The organism is Parvularculales bacterium, from assembly GCA_036881865.1.
Classification (GTDB): domain Bacteria; phylum Pseudomonadota; class Alphaproteobacteria; order JAPOUT01; family JBAJNM01; genus JBAJNM01.
Window position 1 is genome coordinate 1 of record JBAJNM010000049.1, and the last position, 15,351, is coordinate 15,351.

The window sequence follows — 15,351 nt, forward strand, 5'->3', positions numbered from 1 at the left end:
AAAAGTTCCCTCGGATACCTCCGATGCATCGGCTCATATTGAAACTTCGATCAGGATAACGGAGGCCGAATTTTCAAGTCTCACTCAACAAAATGTGAGGTATGTAAGAAAACAGCGTTATAACACCATTATAGATGGCAGGGTTGCAGAAGTAGATGTTTTTCAGGATAACCTTGCCGGTCTTGTTCTAATAGATTTTGAATTTCCTTCGCAAGAAGAATTAAGGCGGTTTGAAAAACCGGACTGTTGCCTTGCTGATGTAACTCAGGAAGATTTTATAGCCGGAGGGCTCCTTGCAGGGAAATCTTATGAGGATATAAGGCATAATTTGGAGGTTTTTAAATATATACCTAATCCTGAAAATCGACACGGCTGTTAGATTTTGATAGTGTTTTTTATCCGTTCCTGAAAACAATAGTATGGACGAACCCGGTTTATGCCCGTTTTACGATCAAGAACCACGACACATGGACGAAATATGGCCGGAGCCAGAGGTCTGTGGCGTGCAACCGGTATGAAGGATGGTGACTTTGGCAAGCCGATTATCGCGGTCTGTAATTCTTTCACACAATTTGTACCCGGTCACGTTCACCTGAAAGACCTTGGGCAACTTGTTTGCCGTCAGATAGAAGCCTGTGGAGGGGTGGCAAAAGAATTCAATACAATCGCTGTTGATGACGGCATTGCAATGGGCCATGACGGTATGCTGTATAGCCTGCCTTCACGGGAAATTATCGCTGATAGTATTGAGTACATGGCTAATGCCCACTGTGCTGACGCACTGATTTGTATTTCAAATTGCGACAAGATTACACCCGGCATGTTGATGGCGTCGCTGCGGCTTAACATTCCGGCTATTTTCGTATCCGGCGGTCCCATGGAAGCGGGTAAAGTCGATCTGCCAACGGGGGAGAGAAAGCTTGACCTTGTTGATGCCATAGTTGCCGGTGCCGACTCCTCAATAGAAGCCAGTGAACTGGATGTTATTGAGAGGTCTGCGTGTCCCACTTGCGGGTCTTGTTCCGGTATGTTCACCGCTAACTCGATGAATTGTCTGACCGAAGCATTAGGGCTGGCGCTCCCGGGAAATGGATCATTGCTGGCCACCCATGCCGATAGAAAAATGCTGTTTGAGAGAGCCGGGCAACTGATCGTCCCGTTAGCACAGCGCTGGTATCAGAATGATGATACCTCGGCATTGCCCCGAAGCATGGCGACATTTAACGGATTTGAGAATGCGATGGCTGTCGATATTGCAATGGGTGGCTCGACCAATACCATTCTTCATCTGCTTGCCGCAGCTCATGAGGCGGAAGTGGATTTCAAGATGAGCGATATTGACCGTCTTTCAAGATCGATTCCCTGTCTGTGCAAAGTTGCCCCAAGCGTTCCCGATGTGCATATGGAGGATATCCATAGAGCGGGTGGCATTTTTGCTATTCTTGCCGAACTGGATCGTGCCGGACACATCCATAATGACCAACCGACAATCCATAGCAGTACCCTGAAAGAAGCGATAAAAATCTGGGATATTGCAGGTCAGCCGTCTCAGGAAGTCATATCCCTTTATTCGGCGGCCCCCGGTGGCATACCGACACAGACCGCTTTCAGTCAGGACCGGAGATATGCGGACCTCGACACAAACAGGCATACCGGGTGCATTCGGGATATATCACATGCTTTTAGTGCGGAGGGTGGCCTAGCGGTTTTGATGGGTAATCTGGCCGTGGATGGGTGTGTTGTTAAAACCGCCGCCATTGATGAAAGCCAATACGCCTTCACCGGAACGGCAATCGTTTTTGAAAGTCAAAATGACGCTATTGCCGGCATTTTAAACGGGGATGTGCAGGCAGGACATGTTGTCGTCATTCGTTATGAAGGCCCCCGGGGTGGTCCGGGTATGCAGGAAATGCTTTATCCGACCAGTTACCTGAAGTCGAAGAATATTGACAGGGAGTGTGCGCTTATAACCGATGGCCGTTTCTCGGGCGGCACTTCGGGGCTGTCAATTGGACATATTTCCCCGGAAGCGGCTGAAAGAGGCACGATCGCTCTAATCGAAGATGGCGACACGATAGAGATAAATATTCCGGACCGCTCAATAGAACTCATCGTTGATCAGAGCGAATTGAACCGCCGCGAGAACGCGCTTGACGAGAAGTTTGGCAAGCAGTGGCAACCATCAAGGCAACGAAGTCGTAAAATATCAAAAGCCCTGCGCTCCTATGCCCACTTTGCGACAAGTGCGGCTCATGGTGCTGTCAGGAGAGTTTAATTCGGTAAAAGCCGCACCTGCACTGTGATGCAATGCGGGTGTAAATACAGATAAAATCTTTATTGCCCGGTTGACGCTGGCACCAGTCGCCGTATAGGGTCGGGCATGCGTATTTAAAAATGCGCCTATGTGTTTAAATAGTGGTTAAGTAGACGTGTGTAAAAGGGAGTACTGATGGAAAAGGTTTTGGTAACCGGAGCGACCGGTTTTGTGGCTCTGCATTGTGTTCGGCAATTGCTGGATAAAGGCTATGAGGTGCGTGGTACGGTGCGTTCGCAGAAGCGCACTGCCGAGGTAGTTGAGGCCATGAAAAAAGCAGGGGCGCCTGCTGATAATCTGGAGATTGTCGAGGCCGATTTATTGCAGGATGATGGCTGGGATGCCGCCGTTGCGGGTTGTACGTATGTCCTGCACGTTGCCTCGCCTTTTATTGTTGAGGTGCCAAAACACGAAGACGAACTGATCCGTCCGGCAGTGGAAGGCACGGAACGCGTACTGCAGGCGGCAATCCGTGCCGGTGTCAAAAAAACGGTCGTTACATCATCCTGTGCGGCGATCAACAGCACCCATGATGGCAAGACGGTTCGTACCGAAAAAGACTGGACCGATGCCAACCACTCTGGAACATCGGCCTATTCCAAAAGCAAGACATTGGCCGAGCGCCGGGCTTGGGAAATCGCCGATGCACAGTCCGGCGAAAACAGAATGCAGCTGGCGGTGATTAATCCCGCCGGCATTATTGGCCCGATGTTGTCCGAAGATATTGGCACCTCCAATGTGTTTTTGAATCAGATCATTTCCGGAGAAGTCCCGGGGTGTCCTAAAATGCATCTGGGTTTTGTTGATGTGCGCGATGTTGCGAATGCCCATATTCTGGCCATGGAAAATGATGCGGCGAACGGCCACCGTTTTATCATTAACGAGCGCGAGTTCTGGTTTAAGGAGGTTGCCGACCTGATGCGCGAAAATGGCTATAGCAAAGCACCGTCAAGGGTCTTGCCAAATTTCCTTGTCAGACTACTGGGTTATGTAAAACCGGAGCTCAAACAGCTTGCCGTTTTTATTGGCAGGGAGAATTCCAATCCGAACGACAAAGCCAAAGAGATACTTGGATGGAAGCCCCGCAATGCCGGAGAGAGTTTGTTGGAAACGGCCAGACAGTTAGTTGAAATGGGTCAGGCCAAAGTCTGATCTTCTATACCGGGGGTTTGGATGGTCTCGAATAGGCTGTATTTGCCGCCCAAAGAACAGGGTCCAAAAAAGCGGGAGCGCTGACCGCAAGTGCGGCCAACGCTCCTTAGTGTTCTTCAGGATTTACTTATACTCGGATACGGTAAGCTTTGCAAGTAACCCGATGCGGTTTTTATCTTCATTGTGATCTCCGTCAATTTTCCGGCAAGGCGGGAGCCTTCCGCTTCTCCCATCCGTATAAGGGTAAGGATTCATAGTCAAAGCCTGTCTCAATAGTTGGTTTAACCACGGCAAAGTAGGGGGATAAGTCGAAATCCCGCGGCACAAACAGGCTATGGTGGGCAACATGCAAAACCTCTCTGTGTGAATCATTTTTTGGAGTTTCCGGTTTTTCAATAAAGGGGAGTACGGGATAATGCACGGAATGAAAAGCGCGGGCTATGAGACTTGAGCAAATAGCCTGGGTAGGCTCACCGCTTCCAAAGGCCAACATGCGTTGACGCCAGTGCGAAGGTACAGGCGGTATGGGGAGAAGATAGCGGGCAAGATCAACGATGTTTCGAAGGTCATAAGTGAGCCCCAGATTATCCAGCATATAACGCGCAACGGCCAGACGGGGCTGAAGGGGTAGTCCCACAGGACGGCAGATACGGGTGTTAAAATCGGCGTATTTAGAGAGCGGTGAGGCAATGGAACCGGCTTGCAGGTCAACCTCTATGAGACACAGGCGTTCTCCTTCGGGGGAGAGGGGCACACCGGGTACGTCTTCGCCGACATAAAGGGCCGCATGAGACCACGTAGATTGAGTGAGATATTTAATAGCCGTTGATATTCTTTTTTTGCCCTCTACAAGCAGAACATCACCGGTCTGTAACACGCGCCGCATTTTTTCGGGTGACGTGATAGAAAATGGCCGGTAATGACGTACATGGCGGGAGAGATAGCGCGCCATCATTCTGCCGATGCGCCGGCCCGCCCATGATACTGCACCGGCCATTATGATTGAATAAGCTTAGGGACCGGAATTAATGAGAGTGGGCGGAGCGTATCGTATACGTACCATCTCCCTCGGCATCGAAGATCTCTTTAACTTTGGGATGGTTCACGGGCACTCCGCTATCATCAGGCAGCAGATTTTGTTCCGAAACATAGGCTACATATTCGGATTCGGCATTTTCGGCGAGCAGATGATAAAACGGCTGGTCTTTTCGTGGACGTACTTCCTCGGGAATAGACTGCCACCATTCTTCCGTATTGCTGAAGGTTGGGTCCACATCAAAAATGACTCCCCGGAAGGGGAAAAACCGATGTTGGACAACCTGACCGATACGAAACTTCGCTTCGCGGTTTATAATTTCACTCTGTTCCATATCCGGATAATCCTGTTGTGTTAACTGAACCATAAATTACAGGGAAATATATAGTATATAAACGGTCAATGCCAAGGGGGGTCACATTTTATGTACCGGGGCTTGATTCTTTTTGAAAAACTGCCACTCTCTCTGGAAGATTGCATAATAAAGCAAGAGGCTATTGATGACGGAGAAACCTGTAATGGCGGGGAAGCCCGACGGTTTGTTTTCACCATTTATTCTGAATGGTCTGGAGATTCCAAACAGAATCGCCATGGCGCCCATGACGCGGAGTCATTCCCCCGGTGGCGTTCCGGGGCAGGACGTAGCGGCCTATTACAAACGCCGGGTAGCCGGAGGGTGCGGATTAATTATTACGGAAGGCACGACCGTTGACCATGAGGTTGCCAGCAACGACCCCAAAGTACCGCAATTTCACGGGCGTGATGCTCTGGAAGGATGGCGCGGTGTCGTAGAGGGTGTCCATGAGGCAGGGGGCTTGATTATGCCTCAATTGTGGCATGTGGGAATTATGCGTCGTCAGGAGCAGGCGGTTAATCCTGAGTATCAAAGTGCTGCCCCGTCAGGATTGTTTAAACCGGGCAAGCGTGTTGCCGACCCCATGAGCGATGCCGAGATTAGTAAAGTGATTGATGCGTTTGCCCGTGGTGCGGCAGAGGCGCGCAAATTAGGGTTTGATGGTGTGGAGATTCATGGAGCCCATGGTTATTTGATAGATCAGTTTTTTTGGGAAGGGACAAATGAACGCGATGATGTCTATGGCGGTGATGCGGTAGGACGCACACGTTTTGCTGCCGGCATTGTCAGTGCCATTCGCCGTGAGGTTGGTGATGACTATCCGCTTATTTTGAGATTTTCGCAGTGGAAACAGCAGGACTTTGCGGCGAAGTTAGCGCCGTCTCCGGAATCTCTGGAGGCTTTTCTCGCTCCCTTGTCGGCGGCCGGCGTTGATATGTTTCATTGTTCGACGCGGCGGTTCTGGGAGCCGGAGTTTGACGGCTCATCGTTGAATCTGGCCGGATGGACGAAAAAACTCTCCGGTAAACCGACCATGACGGTTGGCAGTGTCGGTCTGGATAATGAGTTTGTTGCCGGATATAGAGGGGAGGGTGCACAGGCGACGGGTCTGGATACTCTTCTGGAGCGCTTTGAACAGGGCGAGTTTGATATGGTCGCCGTAGGCCGTGCCATTCTTGTCGATGCCGAATGGCCCAACAAGATACGCAACGAACGTTTTGACGAACTCCGGAATTTCACGACCGAAGCTCTGGCAACACTTTCTTGAGCGCTTTTTAGTGATTCCTTTAGCCTGAACGTTTAGTAGGGCTTGTCACCGATAATGGTCACGCGTTCCATACGTCTGACGGCGGGCCAGTAGTCGGAGACCGCATAATGCTGACAGGCGCGGTTATCCCAGAAGGCAATCGAATCTTTCTCCCAACGGAACCGGCATTGGTATTCCGGAGTAGACGCCTGAGCATACAGGTGAGCCAGTAGGGCGTCGGATTCCGCACGCTCCATATCGACGATATAGCGGGTAAAGGCGGCATTGACGTAAATACCCTTCTTGCCGGTGTCCGGATGGGTGCGCACGACGGGATGCTCCGCAGGAGGATATTGCTTGTCAAACGCATCAATCTCTTCCTGACTCCGGCCCTCTTTAATGAGGCGTTTGCGGAAGTATTCAAAATCATGCATGGCGGTGCGGTCTTCAATTTTTTCTTTGACCTCATCGCTCAGGCCATCGTAGGCGGCATACATATCGCTAAACAGCGTATCGCCTCCCATATCCGGCACTTCAATAGCCCGCAGAACGGAACCTAAAGACGGCTCAAACCGCCAGGTGACATCGCTGTGCCATACATTCTCCTTGCCCGGACGGTCTTTGTCGTGGGTAATGGCAAGCACTTCCGGATAATCCGGCTTGTGTGGTGCAAAGGGATGCACCTCCAGATCACCGAACAGACCGGCAAAAGCCAGATGCTGCTCCGTAGTGATATTCTGGTTGCGGAAAAAGATCACCTTGTGGGTTAAGAGCGCCTCATAAACCTCTTCTCTGGCTTCACTTTCTACAGGGCGTGATAGATCTATTCCCTCAATGACTGCGCCGATGGTGGGGCTTAAGGGTTGAACGTTTAGCGGGCTGTGACTTTCCAGTCGTTGGGCGGCTTGACTCATGACAACCTCCTGACGGTGTTTTGGCTCCTGACATTGGATGGTCCGTCAATCATAGCGCAACGCTCTCTTGAAAAACAGAGCAAAAAATTACAGAATTATTAGAGGATTATCAGAGAGTTAAAGCCCGTAAGCGGCGGCTTGTTCCGGGTCGCGGGCGGCAATCTTTTGTGCGAGTTCCATAATGACGCGGGCCTGCTTCCACGTTGCATCATCCTGCATTTTACCGTCCAGCATAACGGCCCCGCTGCCGTCGGGCATGGCTTCCAGAATACGTTTTGCCAGCTGTACTTCTTCTACCGCCGGACTAAATACGCGGCGCGCAATTTCTATTTGGGTGGGGTGCAAAGACCACGCCCCAACGCATCCCTGAAGAAAGGCATTACGGAATTGAGCTTCACACGCCGCCTCGTCCGAAAAATCCCCGAACGGGCCATAGAATGGTCTGATCCCGCAGGAGAGACACGCATCCACCATCCGCGCAACCGTGTAATGCCATAAGTCCTGCTGATAGAAGGGGCGGGGAGCATCGCTATTGTCAGAGGCATCTGCCAACACGCCATAAAAAGGATGTCCACCCCCGACGCGGGTGGTTTTCATACCACGCGAGGCCGCCAGATCTGCCGGCCCGAGGCTCATGCCGTGCATCCTCGGGCTGGCCGCCGCAATGGACTCTACATTGGCAACTCCCTGCGCCGTTTCCAGAATGGCGTGAATGAGAATAGGGGTCTCAATTTTATGTTTGGCTTCCAGCTGGGCGAGGAGCTGGTCAAGATAGTGAATATCCCATGGGCCTTCCACCTTGGGCAGCATGATGACATCCAGCTTGTCGCCGACTTCACCGGTAATGCGGAGAATATCGTCCAGCGCCCAGGGGCTGTTGAGAGCATTGACGCGCGTCCACAGGCCGGTTCCGGCAAAATCGGTCGTGCGTACACACTCGATAAAGCCTTCCCGTGCAGCTTCCTTGGCCTCTATGGGGATGGCGTCTTCAAGGTTGCCCAGAAGCACGTCTACTTTTCCGGCAAGCTGTAGCGCTTTCGTGCGTATTTTTTCGTTGTGGGGTGGAAAAAAGTGAACCATGCGCTCAAGGGCAACCGGGAGTTCCCGATGCGGTGTCGGCGCGCCGATACTCAAGGGTTGGTAAAAGTCTGAAGGATGTTTCATGGGTGCATTATTTCAATTTTCGTCCTGAAGCACCAGAGAAAACATGATTTTCATGGAATGCGGAATTGTGCCACACTATAGGCTGACCGGTTAGAAAGCGGTGAAAATCCACAGGAGGGTACAGGATGACTTATTTGATGCGTTTAAGTGTAGGGGTTCTGTTAGCAGGCATAGTTGGAGCGTTGAGCCTGTTGGCACCGGGGACAGCTTTGGCTCAGGATGCAGGGTTACCCGGGGGCTTTGATCCCGGGTGTTTGATGAATGAAGAGCGTCCCGTTGAGGAAACCATCGCGTGGTGGAACCGGCGTTCTCCTGAAGAACAGGAGTTGATGATGTCGTTGCCCTGTGAGGAACGTTACATTCCGGCGGTTTGTATTTTTCTGGGTGGCGGAGAACAGCCTATAGAGTGGGTTCGGGAGTGTTCCGACAAGCAGGTTGCCGAGCGTCGTTCTTTTGCTACCTGTCAGGAGAAGGGGTTTGAAATGATGACCGAAGAGTTCGTTGCTTGTCAGGACGAAGTCAAGGCGACTTATTAGAAGAACTATATACTGATATGCCCTCAAGAAAAACAATAGCACGCAAAAATTCCCCGAGGTCTTCTGGGACTACTAAAGAAACCACCAGAGAAGATCAAAAGGAAACACAAGAGCGGCTTGATAAAATATGGGATCGCGGATTGACTATTGCAGGCATCCTTGTTGTTATGGTTGCCGTTATAGCATCCGTTTACGTTGCCTCGGGTTACGTCGCAAACCAGTGGGGCGATTGGGCTATAGACTTTGGCCCGGAAACATATATTGCGCTCGCATCTGCCACTGTTGCGATTTGTGCCCTTGGAGTGACGGTCTGGCAGGGCAGACAAAACCACAAGCATAACAAATTATCTGTTCGTCCGTTTTTGGAACCAGAATTGGAGCGCCAACGTGATGATAGCAATGATCAAGGAAAAATAATATTAGAACTGGTCAATCGTGGCGTTGGTCCTGCAATCATTAAAAATTTTGTTTTGTTGTTTAACGGCGAAGAAGTTTCTCAAAATAGCATTAAAACTTATCACGATTTCTTAAACCGGAAATTAAAGGATTTCCATAATGCTAGCCTTAGTGCGTGTGGGCCGGAAGAATCTATTCAAATAGGACAACGACTGGGACTGATAAGTTTTAATTATATTATCAGCAAACAGAATGTCTCTTTTTTTGATAAGTTAGACTTTCTTATTGAATACCAGTCAATCTATCAGGATGAAACTTACACCTACGACTCAAGAAAATACCGGCAACTTCACGATGAGGAGTAGTGAGCTATTGCACTCACCGCCTTTATTTTATTCTGGCGGGGTTGTGTCTCCTCACAACGGGCCACACGATAAATCGGACAGTATTAGCGTTTGATACCGGCTAACGGTAGGAATCCGCTATAAGTCCGGCCTCGTCACGGCAGAGAAGAAATGATGCTTTACAGGCAGAAAGTATTATTGGCACTGGTCGAATGTTTGGAGGGGAAGGTTAAAGACCGTGACCTACAGAACTATCTTTTTCTGTTCATTCAGAAATATCATCAGGAAAAACTCTATGAGTTTGTGCCATACAAATATGGCTGCTTTTCATTTCAATCTTATGCGGATCGTAGAAATTTAACCAAATTCGGGCATTTGATGGAGAGTGAGGATTGGGTGCTGAATGACACTTGTTACATGAATCAACTGAAGAGGGCCGATGCTCTAAAGATTGAGGCGTTTAATAAAGAGGGGCTTATATACTTAAGTAACGTTCTCATTTTGCCCATATTTGAGCCAAATAGATCAGATTATTAACTATCATCTTTGCTTAAATAATCGTTTGCCGTTCTTCCGGTCTCATCACGGATTGTAGGATCTGCACCATAGTCCAGTAAAACCCTGACAACCTCCGGCACGATTGCTTGGTGTAGTGCTGTGCTCCCATCCTCATTTCTGGAGTTCACATCGGCCCCATGAGCCAGCAAGAGTCTGGCAATCTCCGGATTTAAGATCAAAATACTATTGAGAGGTATATTGCCTTCATCATCACGAACATTCGTATCCACCCCATGCTCTAGTAACAACTTTAACACTTCTGTACTGTTCCATATGCCACTCCAAAACACCGCTTCATGCAGAGGGGTTTTCCCAGCATTGTCTTGGGCATTTATATCGGCTCCATGATCTAGTAACAGATCAACAACCTCGGGTGTCTCGTTAAAAGCGATCGCAAAGTGAAGAGGTGTCTGCCCACTTGTGTCTCGTACCGTGGCGTCGGCACCATGACTCAGTAACAATTCTACTACCGCCGGGTTTTTACCCAGAACACCATAAAAAAGAGGTGTCCATAAAAACAGAGAATTTGCTTCTATATCAGCACCTTTGTCCAATAGCATGTCTACCACTGCCGGAAATTCAGTATGTAGTGCGGCCCGATGCAGTAGTGTCAATCCATGCTCATGCACATTGTCCTGTAGACGCGCATTTATATCGTTTCTCTCTTTCAGAGCAGATTCAACATCTGCAACAGTTGCCGTTTTCCAGAAATCCCCATCCAGAAACTCATCCTTCCATAGAAAATCAAGACCGCCATGGTTGTATATGGATATTACTATGACGGATATAATAAACAGGCCTCCCAAGACGTTCCCGTTAAGGAGTTTTTTCTCATATGGGTCACCTTTCTATATCCATATCATCCTCTTTGTATTCAGCCCACGGATAGAACTGGTCAAACAGAATGTAATTCAGACCGGAGATGAACAATATGAAGAAAACCAAAAAACCGCCTTCGGTGCCAAACAGAGCATCAACAAAACCTTCAAACGCACCTTTCCTTTCAATATTCTGAAAAATAAAAAATAAGGGGAAAGATATCAGTACTAACAGAAGAACCCGTGAAACTCTTACCATAACCTTTCCGGCTGCTTCCCAAAGAGAGTTATTGGACATTTTGCCTCCTTCCCGCCGCTTTCGGCGTCGCTGCTTGTATTTTTTTTGTCGCCATTCCTCAAACTGATCCAACCAAGGGAAATACAAAACACCCCACCAAAAGAGTATCCAAAATAGAAAGAAAACTAATAGAGGATTTTCTTCTATCTTATCGTACACTAAATAAAACAATAATACCGAACACGCCCATACAGCATATTTTGCATATTTGAGCATAGACTTCAATTTTTGTGAGAGAGCACGTCGCATATTTTGCCCTTGCAAATCGTCAGCCATATAGCGTGATAATTTTGAAAAAAACAAAAGCACAAGCAGAACGGGGGCAATTATGGCAATTACTTTTACTGCTTCCAATAAGAACACAGTCATTTCGGCTAAAAACAAAGCCACTTAACCATCATCCTCCATAACCTCAACGGGCTGGCAGAGAGAGGCTACCAGTTCCTCCGGAGTGGTAGGGATAGAGGCATCCTCGTTCATCTCCCGGGCGGTCGGCCTATAGCTCCATGGCTTGACCTTGATCTTAGGTTTTTTTGTTTTTTCATATTTACATTCTACCTGTACTGCGCCTCGTTGAGCAGCCAGTAGGCTGTAGTGTCTTTCAGTTTTTTGTTATATTTCCCTTTTAAAAAACCGTAAAAAGAACTGGCTGAGAGTTTACCTTGGGCATAATCAAATGGCGTACTGCCCCATTTATCCTGCGCCGCTCCGTGAGCTCCGTGATTTAAAAGAAATTCAACGACCGCAGGACTGCCAATTCTGGCCGCCATATGCAGGGGCGTAGAGCCTTCCTTATTGCGAGCATTGATGTTCGCACCGTGCTCAATAAGCAGATTAAGCACTGCTGAACCATTATTGCCTGCCGCTCTAAACAAGGGTGTTGAACCATATCTATCGCGGGATGTAATATCCGCTCCATGCTCCAACATCAGTTTTACTATCTCCGTTGACGACCACGCCGCTGCCCAATGCAGGGGTGTCGCTCCATACTCGTCACGGGCCACTATATCTTCCCCCCTCTCTATTTCTGCCTCTACGTCGGCAACAGCCGCATATTTCCAGAACTCTACATTAAGCAGTATGTTTGCCTGTGCTACTTTGGGAAAAGTAGCCAGCAAAAACAGACTGCAAAGAATGGTTGATATTGTATGTTGCATGTTTTTTCTCACTGGAAAAGTTCGTCTGTATCTATAAACGCTTTTTCATATGCCGGCTCATATCCTTGTTCAATATCATAAATAAAGGCTTCCAGCCTATGAAGAAAGATAATGCAGCCCGCTAAATCAACTTTAGAAAAACCGCTTTCTTCACCAATAAATTCAATGGTAGAGTTTATAGACTTCCTTATTTGAATTTTAACCGTATTGTTTGTTTCCCCCCATATCAATGCTTTCTTCAGGCCTTTAATAAGTTCGCTTTTTGAAATGTATGAAGGTTTACCGTTATTTAGGTGTCTATCTCTACAAACCAGAACAGGAATGACTTTGTTATCTCCATCTTCAGCAGGTAAAGTGCTGCAATAAATTTGTTGCCACTTTTTTTTGTTTGGGAGATCACAGTGGTGCATCCCGTAATAGAATTCTCTGGAAATGAATTTATAAGAAAGTTTTACATTGAATGGAGCGGATGGCATACGAATGTCTGCTATAGTTGTTTCATTATAAGATCGTTTTTCTCCGTCCCCCTGAGAATAAGCGAATGATGGTAGCGCCAGAATGATTGATGTGATTAATAGAATTTTCATAATTTTGACCTGTTCTATGATTGTTAAGCGACCAATGGCGTCTTTTTTATCAGATCCTTGTATTTCAGGCGTTTGCCTTTCAGGTTTGCGCTGACGATTGCCATCTGGCGGATCGTGTCAAAGTCGCGGATATTGTGACGGCCTGCGAATTCGGTCATATAGCGGTCAAGATGCTTCGGCGACATCTTGTGATAGACGCCGGTATGGCCCCTCTGGAGGGCGGCCCAGAATGATTCCAGCCCGTTGGTATGGGCCTGCCCCCTTACATATTCGCCGACCGAGTGAACGACGCTCTCATGGCGGTAGAACAGCCCGTTCAGGCCGCTGTAGCCGGTCGCCTCGTCCGTATAGACCTGCGCGCCGGTCTCCACGTTCTCGTGGATAAAGCCCTGCAGGGTGTCGGCGGTCGTGTCGGCAACCACATGCGCCCGGACCTCTTTTGTGGTCCGGTCCTTGATGCCAGCGACAATGGCCTTGCCCGAGCTCCCGCGCCCCGTCAGTTGCTTTCGCCTGGACTTGTGCATGTTCTTGCGCCTACCGCCTACGAACGTTTCATCGCCCTCGACGGGGCCTTTGAGTTTGCCCGGGCTTCCGGGGTTGGGGATGCCGAACGCCTTGCGCAGCCGGTGAGAAAGATGCCATGCCGTCTTCTGGGCCACTTCGAGCTCCCGATGGAGTTTCATGCTTGAAATGCCCTTGAGACTGCTCGTCAGCAGATAGATGGCGATGGGCAACGCCGGTTTATCTGACTCATTGACTAGGCTTGGCTGCATTTTGATTTTCCGTTATTGGCGGTCAACTCCTTATAAGGCAATCGCTTGCCGAGCATGGCGGAGGGGGAGGGATTCGAACCCCCGGAACCTTTCGGCTCAACGGTTTTCAAGACCGCCGCTTTCGACCACTCAGCCACCCCTCCGGAGGGATATTTATGCCTGTCGGCTCTTGTTTTTCACGATAGGGGAGAAGCGTCAAGGCTTATGTATCCGGCCTCCCACAAAAAGGCGCTCTGTCAAAGTGAGGTTTGCACCGCAATGGGAGAATCCGATATGGTATGCAGATGACACAAGAGAGTCTCTATCTGAAATATACAATGCTTCATCATCAATTTTTTAAAAACCATTTGTCCGGGGAGTCTTTGTCACGGATAAGCTTCAGCGTTGCCATGGGCATTTTATTAATGGCCTGTGCCGGATGCTCCTTTTTTGATTTTGGCCAAAAAACAAGAGGCGTCTATAAGGTCGGTAATCCCTATCAGATACAGGGCGTCTGGTATCACCCCAAGGTGAATGAAAGTTATAATAAAGTCGGCATCGCCTCCTGGTATGGCGAGCCGTTTCATGGTCGTAAGACGGCTAATGGCGAGATTTATGACGCCGATGAACTCACGGCCGCCCACAAAACCCTGCCCATGCCGGTCATTGTGCGGGTGATCAACCTAGAGAACGACCGCTCGGTCGTGTTGCGGGTCAATGACCGGGGGCCATTTGTAGCAGGGCGCATTATTGACGTATCCCGCAAGGCGGCAGAAGTTTTAGGGTTTAAAAGTGCAGGAACGGCACGTGTCCGTGTCGAATATTTGGGGCGGGCCTATTTAGGCCCGGGGCAAGAAACCGCTATTGCCCAAAAACCTTCATTGTGGCGGGATTTTGCTCCGAAAGGGGATGTTACGGTGGGCAAAGCCTATGCTGCGCCTGTAGCACCGGTGCGCTCGAAAACTCTTTCCGGGGAGGACTATTATGTGCAGGTGGCGCTCTTGCAGGATTATGGAAACGTACTGGCGCTGCAAAGCAATTTAAGCAAAATAGGACCGGTTGAAGTATTGCGCGTGCCAAGAGACGGCACGTCCTCATTCCGTATTCGCATTGGGCCCTTGGTAGGGAAAGACAGCGCGCAGGCGGCTCTTGCAAGCGCTAAAGGCCACGGGCATCATGACGCCTATATTGTGCAGGAATAAGTGTTGAATGCGTGGCCGGTTTATTACTCTGGAAGGGGGCGAAGGCGCAGGCAAGACAACTCAGGCTCTGGAACTTCAAAAGCGGCTGGCGAGGAGAAATATCAAAATTTTGCAAACCCGCGAGCCGGGAGGGTGTCCGGGTGGTGAGGCCATCCGGACTTTCTTGCAGGGGGAAGCGGCCCGGGGGCATGTTTTTTCACCCATGGCAGAGGCTTTGCTGATGAGTGCCGCCCGTGCAGAGCATCTTGATCAGCTTATAAGGCCGTTTATTGAAGAAGGGGGATGGGTAATCTGTGACCGTTTTATGGATTCCACTCTGGCCTATCAGGGATATGCACGGGGGGGAGATGAGGCCGCCATCAAGGCTCTGAATGCTCAGGTTGCCGGCGATCTGGTTCCCGATCTGACGCTTTTTCTGGATGTTTCCGTTGAACAATCCATGGCGCGGGTGGACGACCGTAAGACAGATAAAAATCCTTTTGTCGTCTATGACAGCAAAGAAGCCGCTTTCCATGAGAGCCT

General features: G+C 49.3%; 18 protein-coding genes and 1 tRNA gene. 9 read left to right on the forward strand and 10 right to left on the reverse strand.

What is annotated here, in order from left to right:
* The 3 genes from V6Z81_09010 to V6Z81_09020 all read left to right on the forward strand — a co-directional run.
* Window positions 1-379: hypothetical protein (locus V6Z81_09010; protein ID MEG9862602.1), on the forward strand; the 379-nt coding region annotated here is incomplete at its 5' end.
* Between the two features lie 57 nt (window positions 380-436).
* A complete protein-coding gene (ilvD, locus tag V6Z81_09015) occupies window positions 437-2,275 on the forward strand; it encodes a dihydroxy-acid dehydratase (GenBank protein ID MEG9862603.1) in 1,839 nt (612 codons plus the stop codon).
* 174 nt (window positions 2,276-2,449) lie between these two features.
* Window positions 2,450-3,466 (forward strand): aldehyde reductase, encoded by a 1,017-nt coding sequence (locus V6Z81_09020; protein ID MEG9862604.1) that lies wholly within the window; start codon window positions 2,450-2,452, stop codon window positions 3,464-3,466.
* Between the two features lie 193 nt (window positions 3,467-3,659).
* Here V6Z81_09020 and V6Z81_09025 read toward each other — a convergent pair whose 3' ends face one another.
* Both V6Z81_09025 and hspQ read right to left on the reverse strand, forming a co-directional pair.
* A complete protein-coding gene (locus tag V6Z81_09025; protein ID MEG9862605.1) occupies window positions 3,660-4,463 on the reverse strand; it encodes a hypothetical protein in 804 nt (267 codons plus the stop codon).
* A gap of 28 nt (window positions 4,464-4,491) precedes the next feature.
* Window positions 4,492-4,836 (reverse strand): heat shock protein HspQ, encoded by a 345-nt coding sequence (gene hspQ / locus V6Z81_09030; protein MEG9862606.1) that lies wholly within the window; start codon window positions 4,834-4,836, stop codon window positions 4,492-4,494.
* A gap of 166 nt (window positions 4,837-5,002) precedes the next feature.
* On the opposite strand from hspQ, the gene V6Z81_09035 reads away from it, so the two are divergent.
* Window positions 5,003-6,124, forward strand: a complete 1,122-nt coding sequence (locus tag V6Z81_09035) for an NADH:flavin oxidoreductase (GenBank protein ID MEG9862607.1) — start codon at window positions 5,003-5,005, stop codon at window positions 6,122-6,124.
* Between the two features lie 32 nt (window positions 6,125-6,156).
* Here the strand turns inward: V6Z81_09035 and V6Z81_09040 are convergent, their stop codons facing one another.
* Window positions 6,157-7,017 (reverse strand): TauD/TfdA family dioxygenase, encoded by an 861-nt coding sequence (locus V6Z81_09040; GenBank protein ID MEG9862608.1) that lies wholly within the window; start codon window positions 7,015-7,017, stop codon window positions 6,157-6,159.
* Between the two features lie 117 nt (window positions 7,018-7,134).
* Window positions 7,135-8,181, reverse strand: coding sequence for a CoA ester lyase (locus tag V6Z81_09045; protein MEG9862609.1), 1,047 nt, complete (start codon window positions 8,179-8,181; stop codon window positions 7,135-7,137).
* Window positions 8,182-8,306: 125 nt separating this feature from the next.
* Between V6Z81_09045 and V6Z81_09050 the strand changes: the two genes are divergently transcribed.
* From V6Z81_09050 to V6Z81_09060, 3 genes are all read left to right on the forward strand, one after another.
* Window positions 8,307-8,717, forward strand: coding sequence for a hypothetical protein (locus V6Z81_09050; GenBank protein ID MEG9862610.1), 411 nt, complete (start codon window positions 8,307-8,309; stop codon window positions 8,715-8,717).
* On the forward strand, window positions 8,687-9,478 hold the full coding sequence (locus V6Z81_09055; GenBank protein ID MEG9862611.1) for a hypothetical protein: 792 nt from the start codon (window positions 8,687-8,689) through the stop codon (window positions 9,476-9,478). The genes V6Z81_09050 and V6Z81_09055 overlap by 31 nt, the downstream gene beginning before the upstream one ends.
* Window positions 9,479-9,628: 150 nt before the next feature.
* Complete coding sequence (locus V6Z81_09060) at window positions 9,629-9,994, forward strand: hypothetical protein (GenBank protein MEG9862612.1); 366 nt, start codon at window positions 9,629-9,631, stop codon at window positions 9,992-9,994.
* On the opposite strand, the gene V6Z81_09065 is transcribed toward V6Z81_09060, so the two are convergent.
* The 6 genes from V6Z81_09065 to V6Z81_09090 form a co-directional block, all read right to left on the reverse strand.
* A complete protein-coding gene (locus V6Z81_09065; protein ID MEG9862613.1) occupies window positions 9,991-10,821 on the reverse strand; it encodes an ankyrin repeat domain-containing protein in 831 nt (276 codons plus the stop codon). The genes V6Z81_09060 and V6Z81_09065 overlap by 4 nt on opposite strands.
* A 34-nt stretch (window positions 10,822-10,855) precedes the next feature.
* Window positions 10,856-11,521 carry a hypothetical protein gene (locus tag V6Z81_09070; GenBank protein MEG9862614.1) on the reverse strand — a complete coding sequence of 222 codons (666 nt, stop codon included), beginning with the start codon at window positions 11,519-11,521 and terminating at the stop codon, window positions 10,856-10,858.
* Between the two features lie 164 nt (window positions 11,522-11,685).
* A complete protein-coding gene (locus tag V6Z81_09075; protein MEG9862615.1) occupies window positions 11,686-12,288 on the reverse strand; it encodes an ankyrin repeat domain-containing protein in 603 nt (200 codons plus the stop codon).
* Window positions 12,289-12,296: 8 nt separating this feature from the next.
* Window positions 12,297-12,875, reverse strand: coding sequence for a hypothetical protein (locus V6Z81_09080; GenBank protein ID MEG9862616.1), 579 nt, complete (start codon window positions 12,873-12,875; stop codon window positions 12,297-12,299).
* A 23-nt stretch (window positions 12,876-12,898) separates the two neighbouring features.
* Window positions 12,899-13,648 (reverse strand): IS1595 family transposase, encoded by a 750-nt coding sequence (locus V6Z81_09085; GenBank protein ID MEG9862617.1) that lies wholly within the window; start codon window positions 13,646-13,648, stop codon window positions 12,899-12,901.
* A 55-nt stretch (window positions 13,649-13,703) separates the two neighbouring features.
* Window positions 13,704-13,791: transfer RNA gene (locus V6Z81_09090), tRNA-Ser, on the reverse strand.
* Window positions 13,792-13,932: 141 nt separating this feature from the next.
* Here V6Z81_09090 and V6Z81_09095 point away from each other — a divergent pair.
* Both V6Z81_09095 and tmk read left to right on the forward strand, forming a co-directional pair.
* Complete coding sequence (locus V6Z81_09095) at window positions 13,933-14,829, forward strand: septal ring lytic transglycosylase RlpA family protein (GenBank protein ID MEG9862618.1); 897 nt, start codon at window positions 13,933-13,935, stop codon at window positions 14,827-14,829.
* 7 nt (window positions 14,830-14,836) lie between these two features.
* The coding region (gene tmk, locus V6Z81_09100) for a dTMP kinase (protein ID MEG9862619.1) at window positions 14,837-15,351 on the forward strand (515 nt) is incomplete at its 3' end.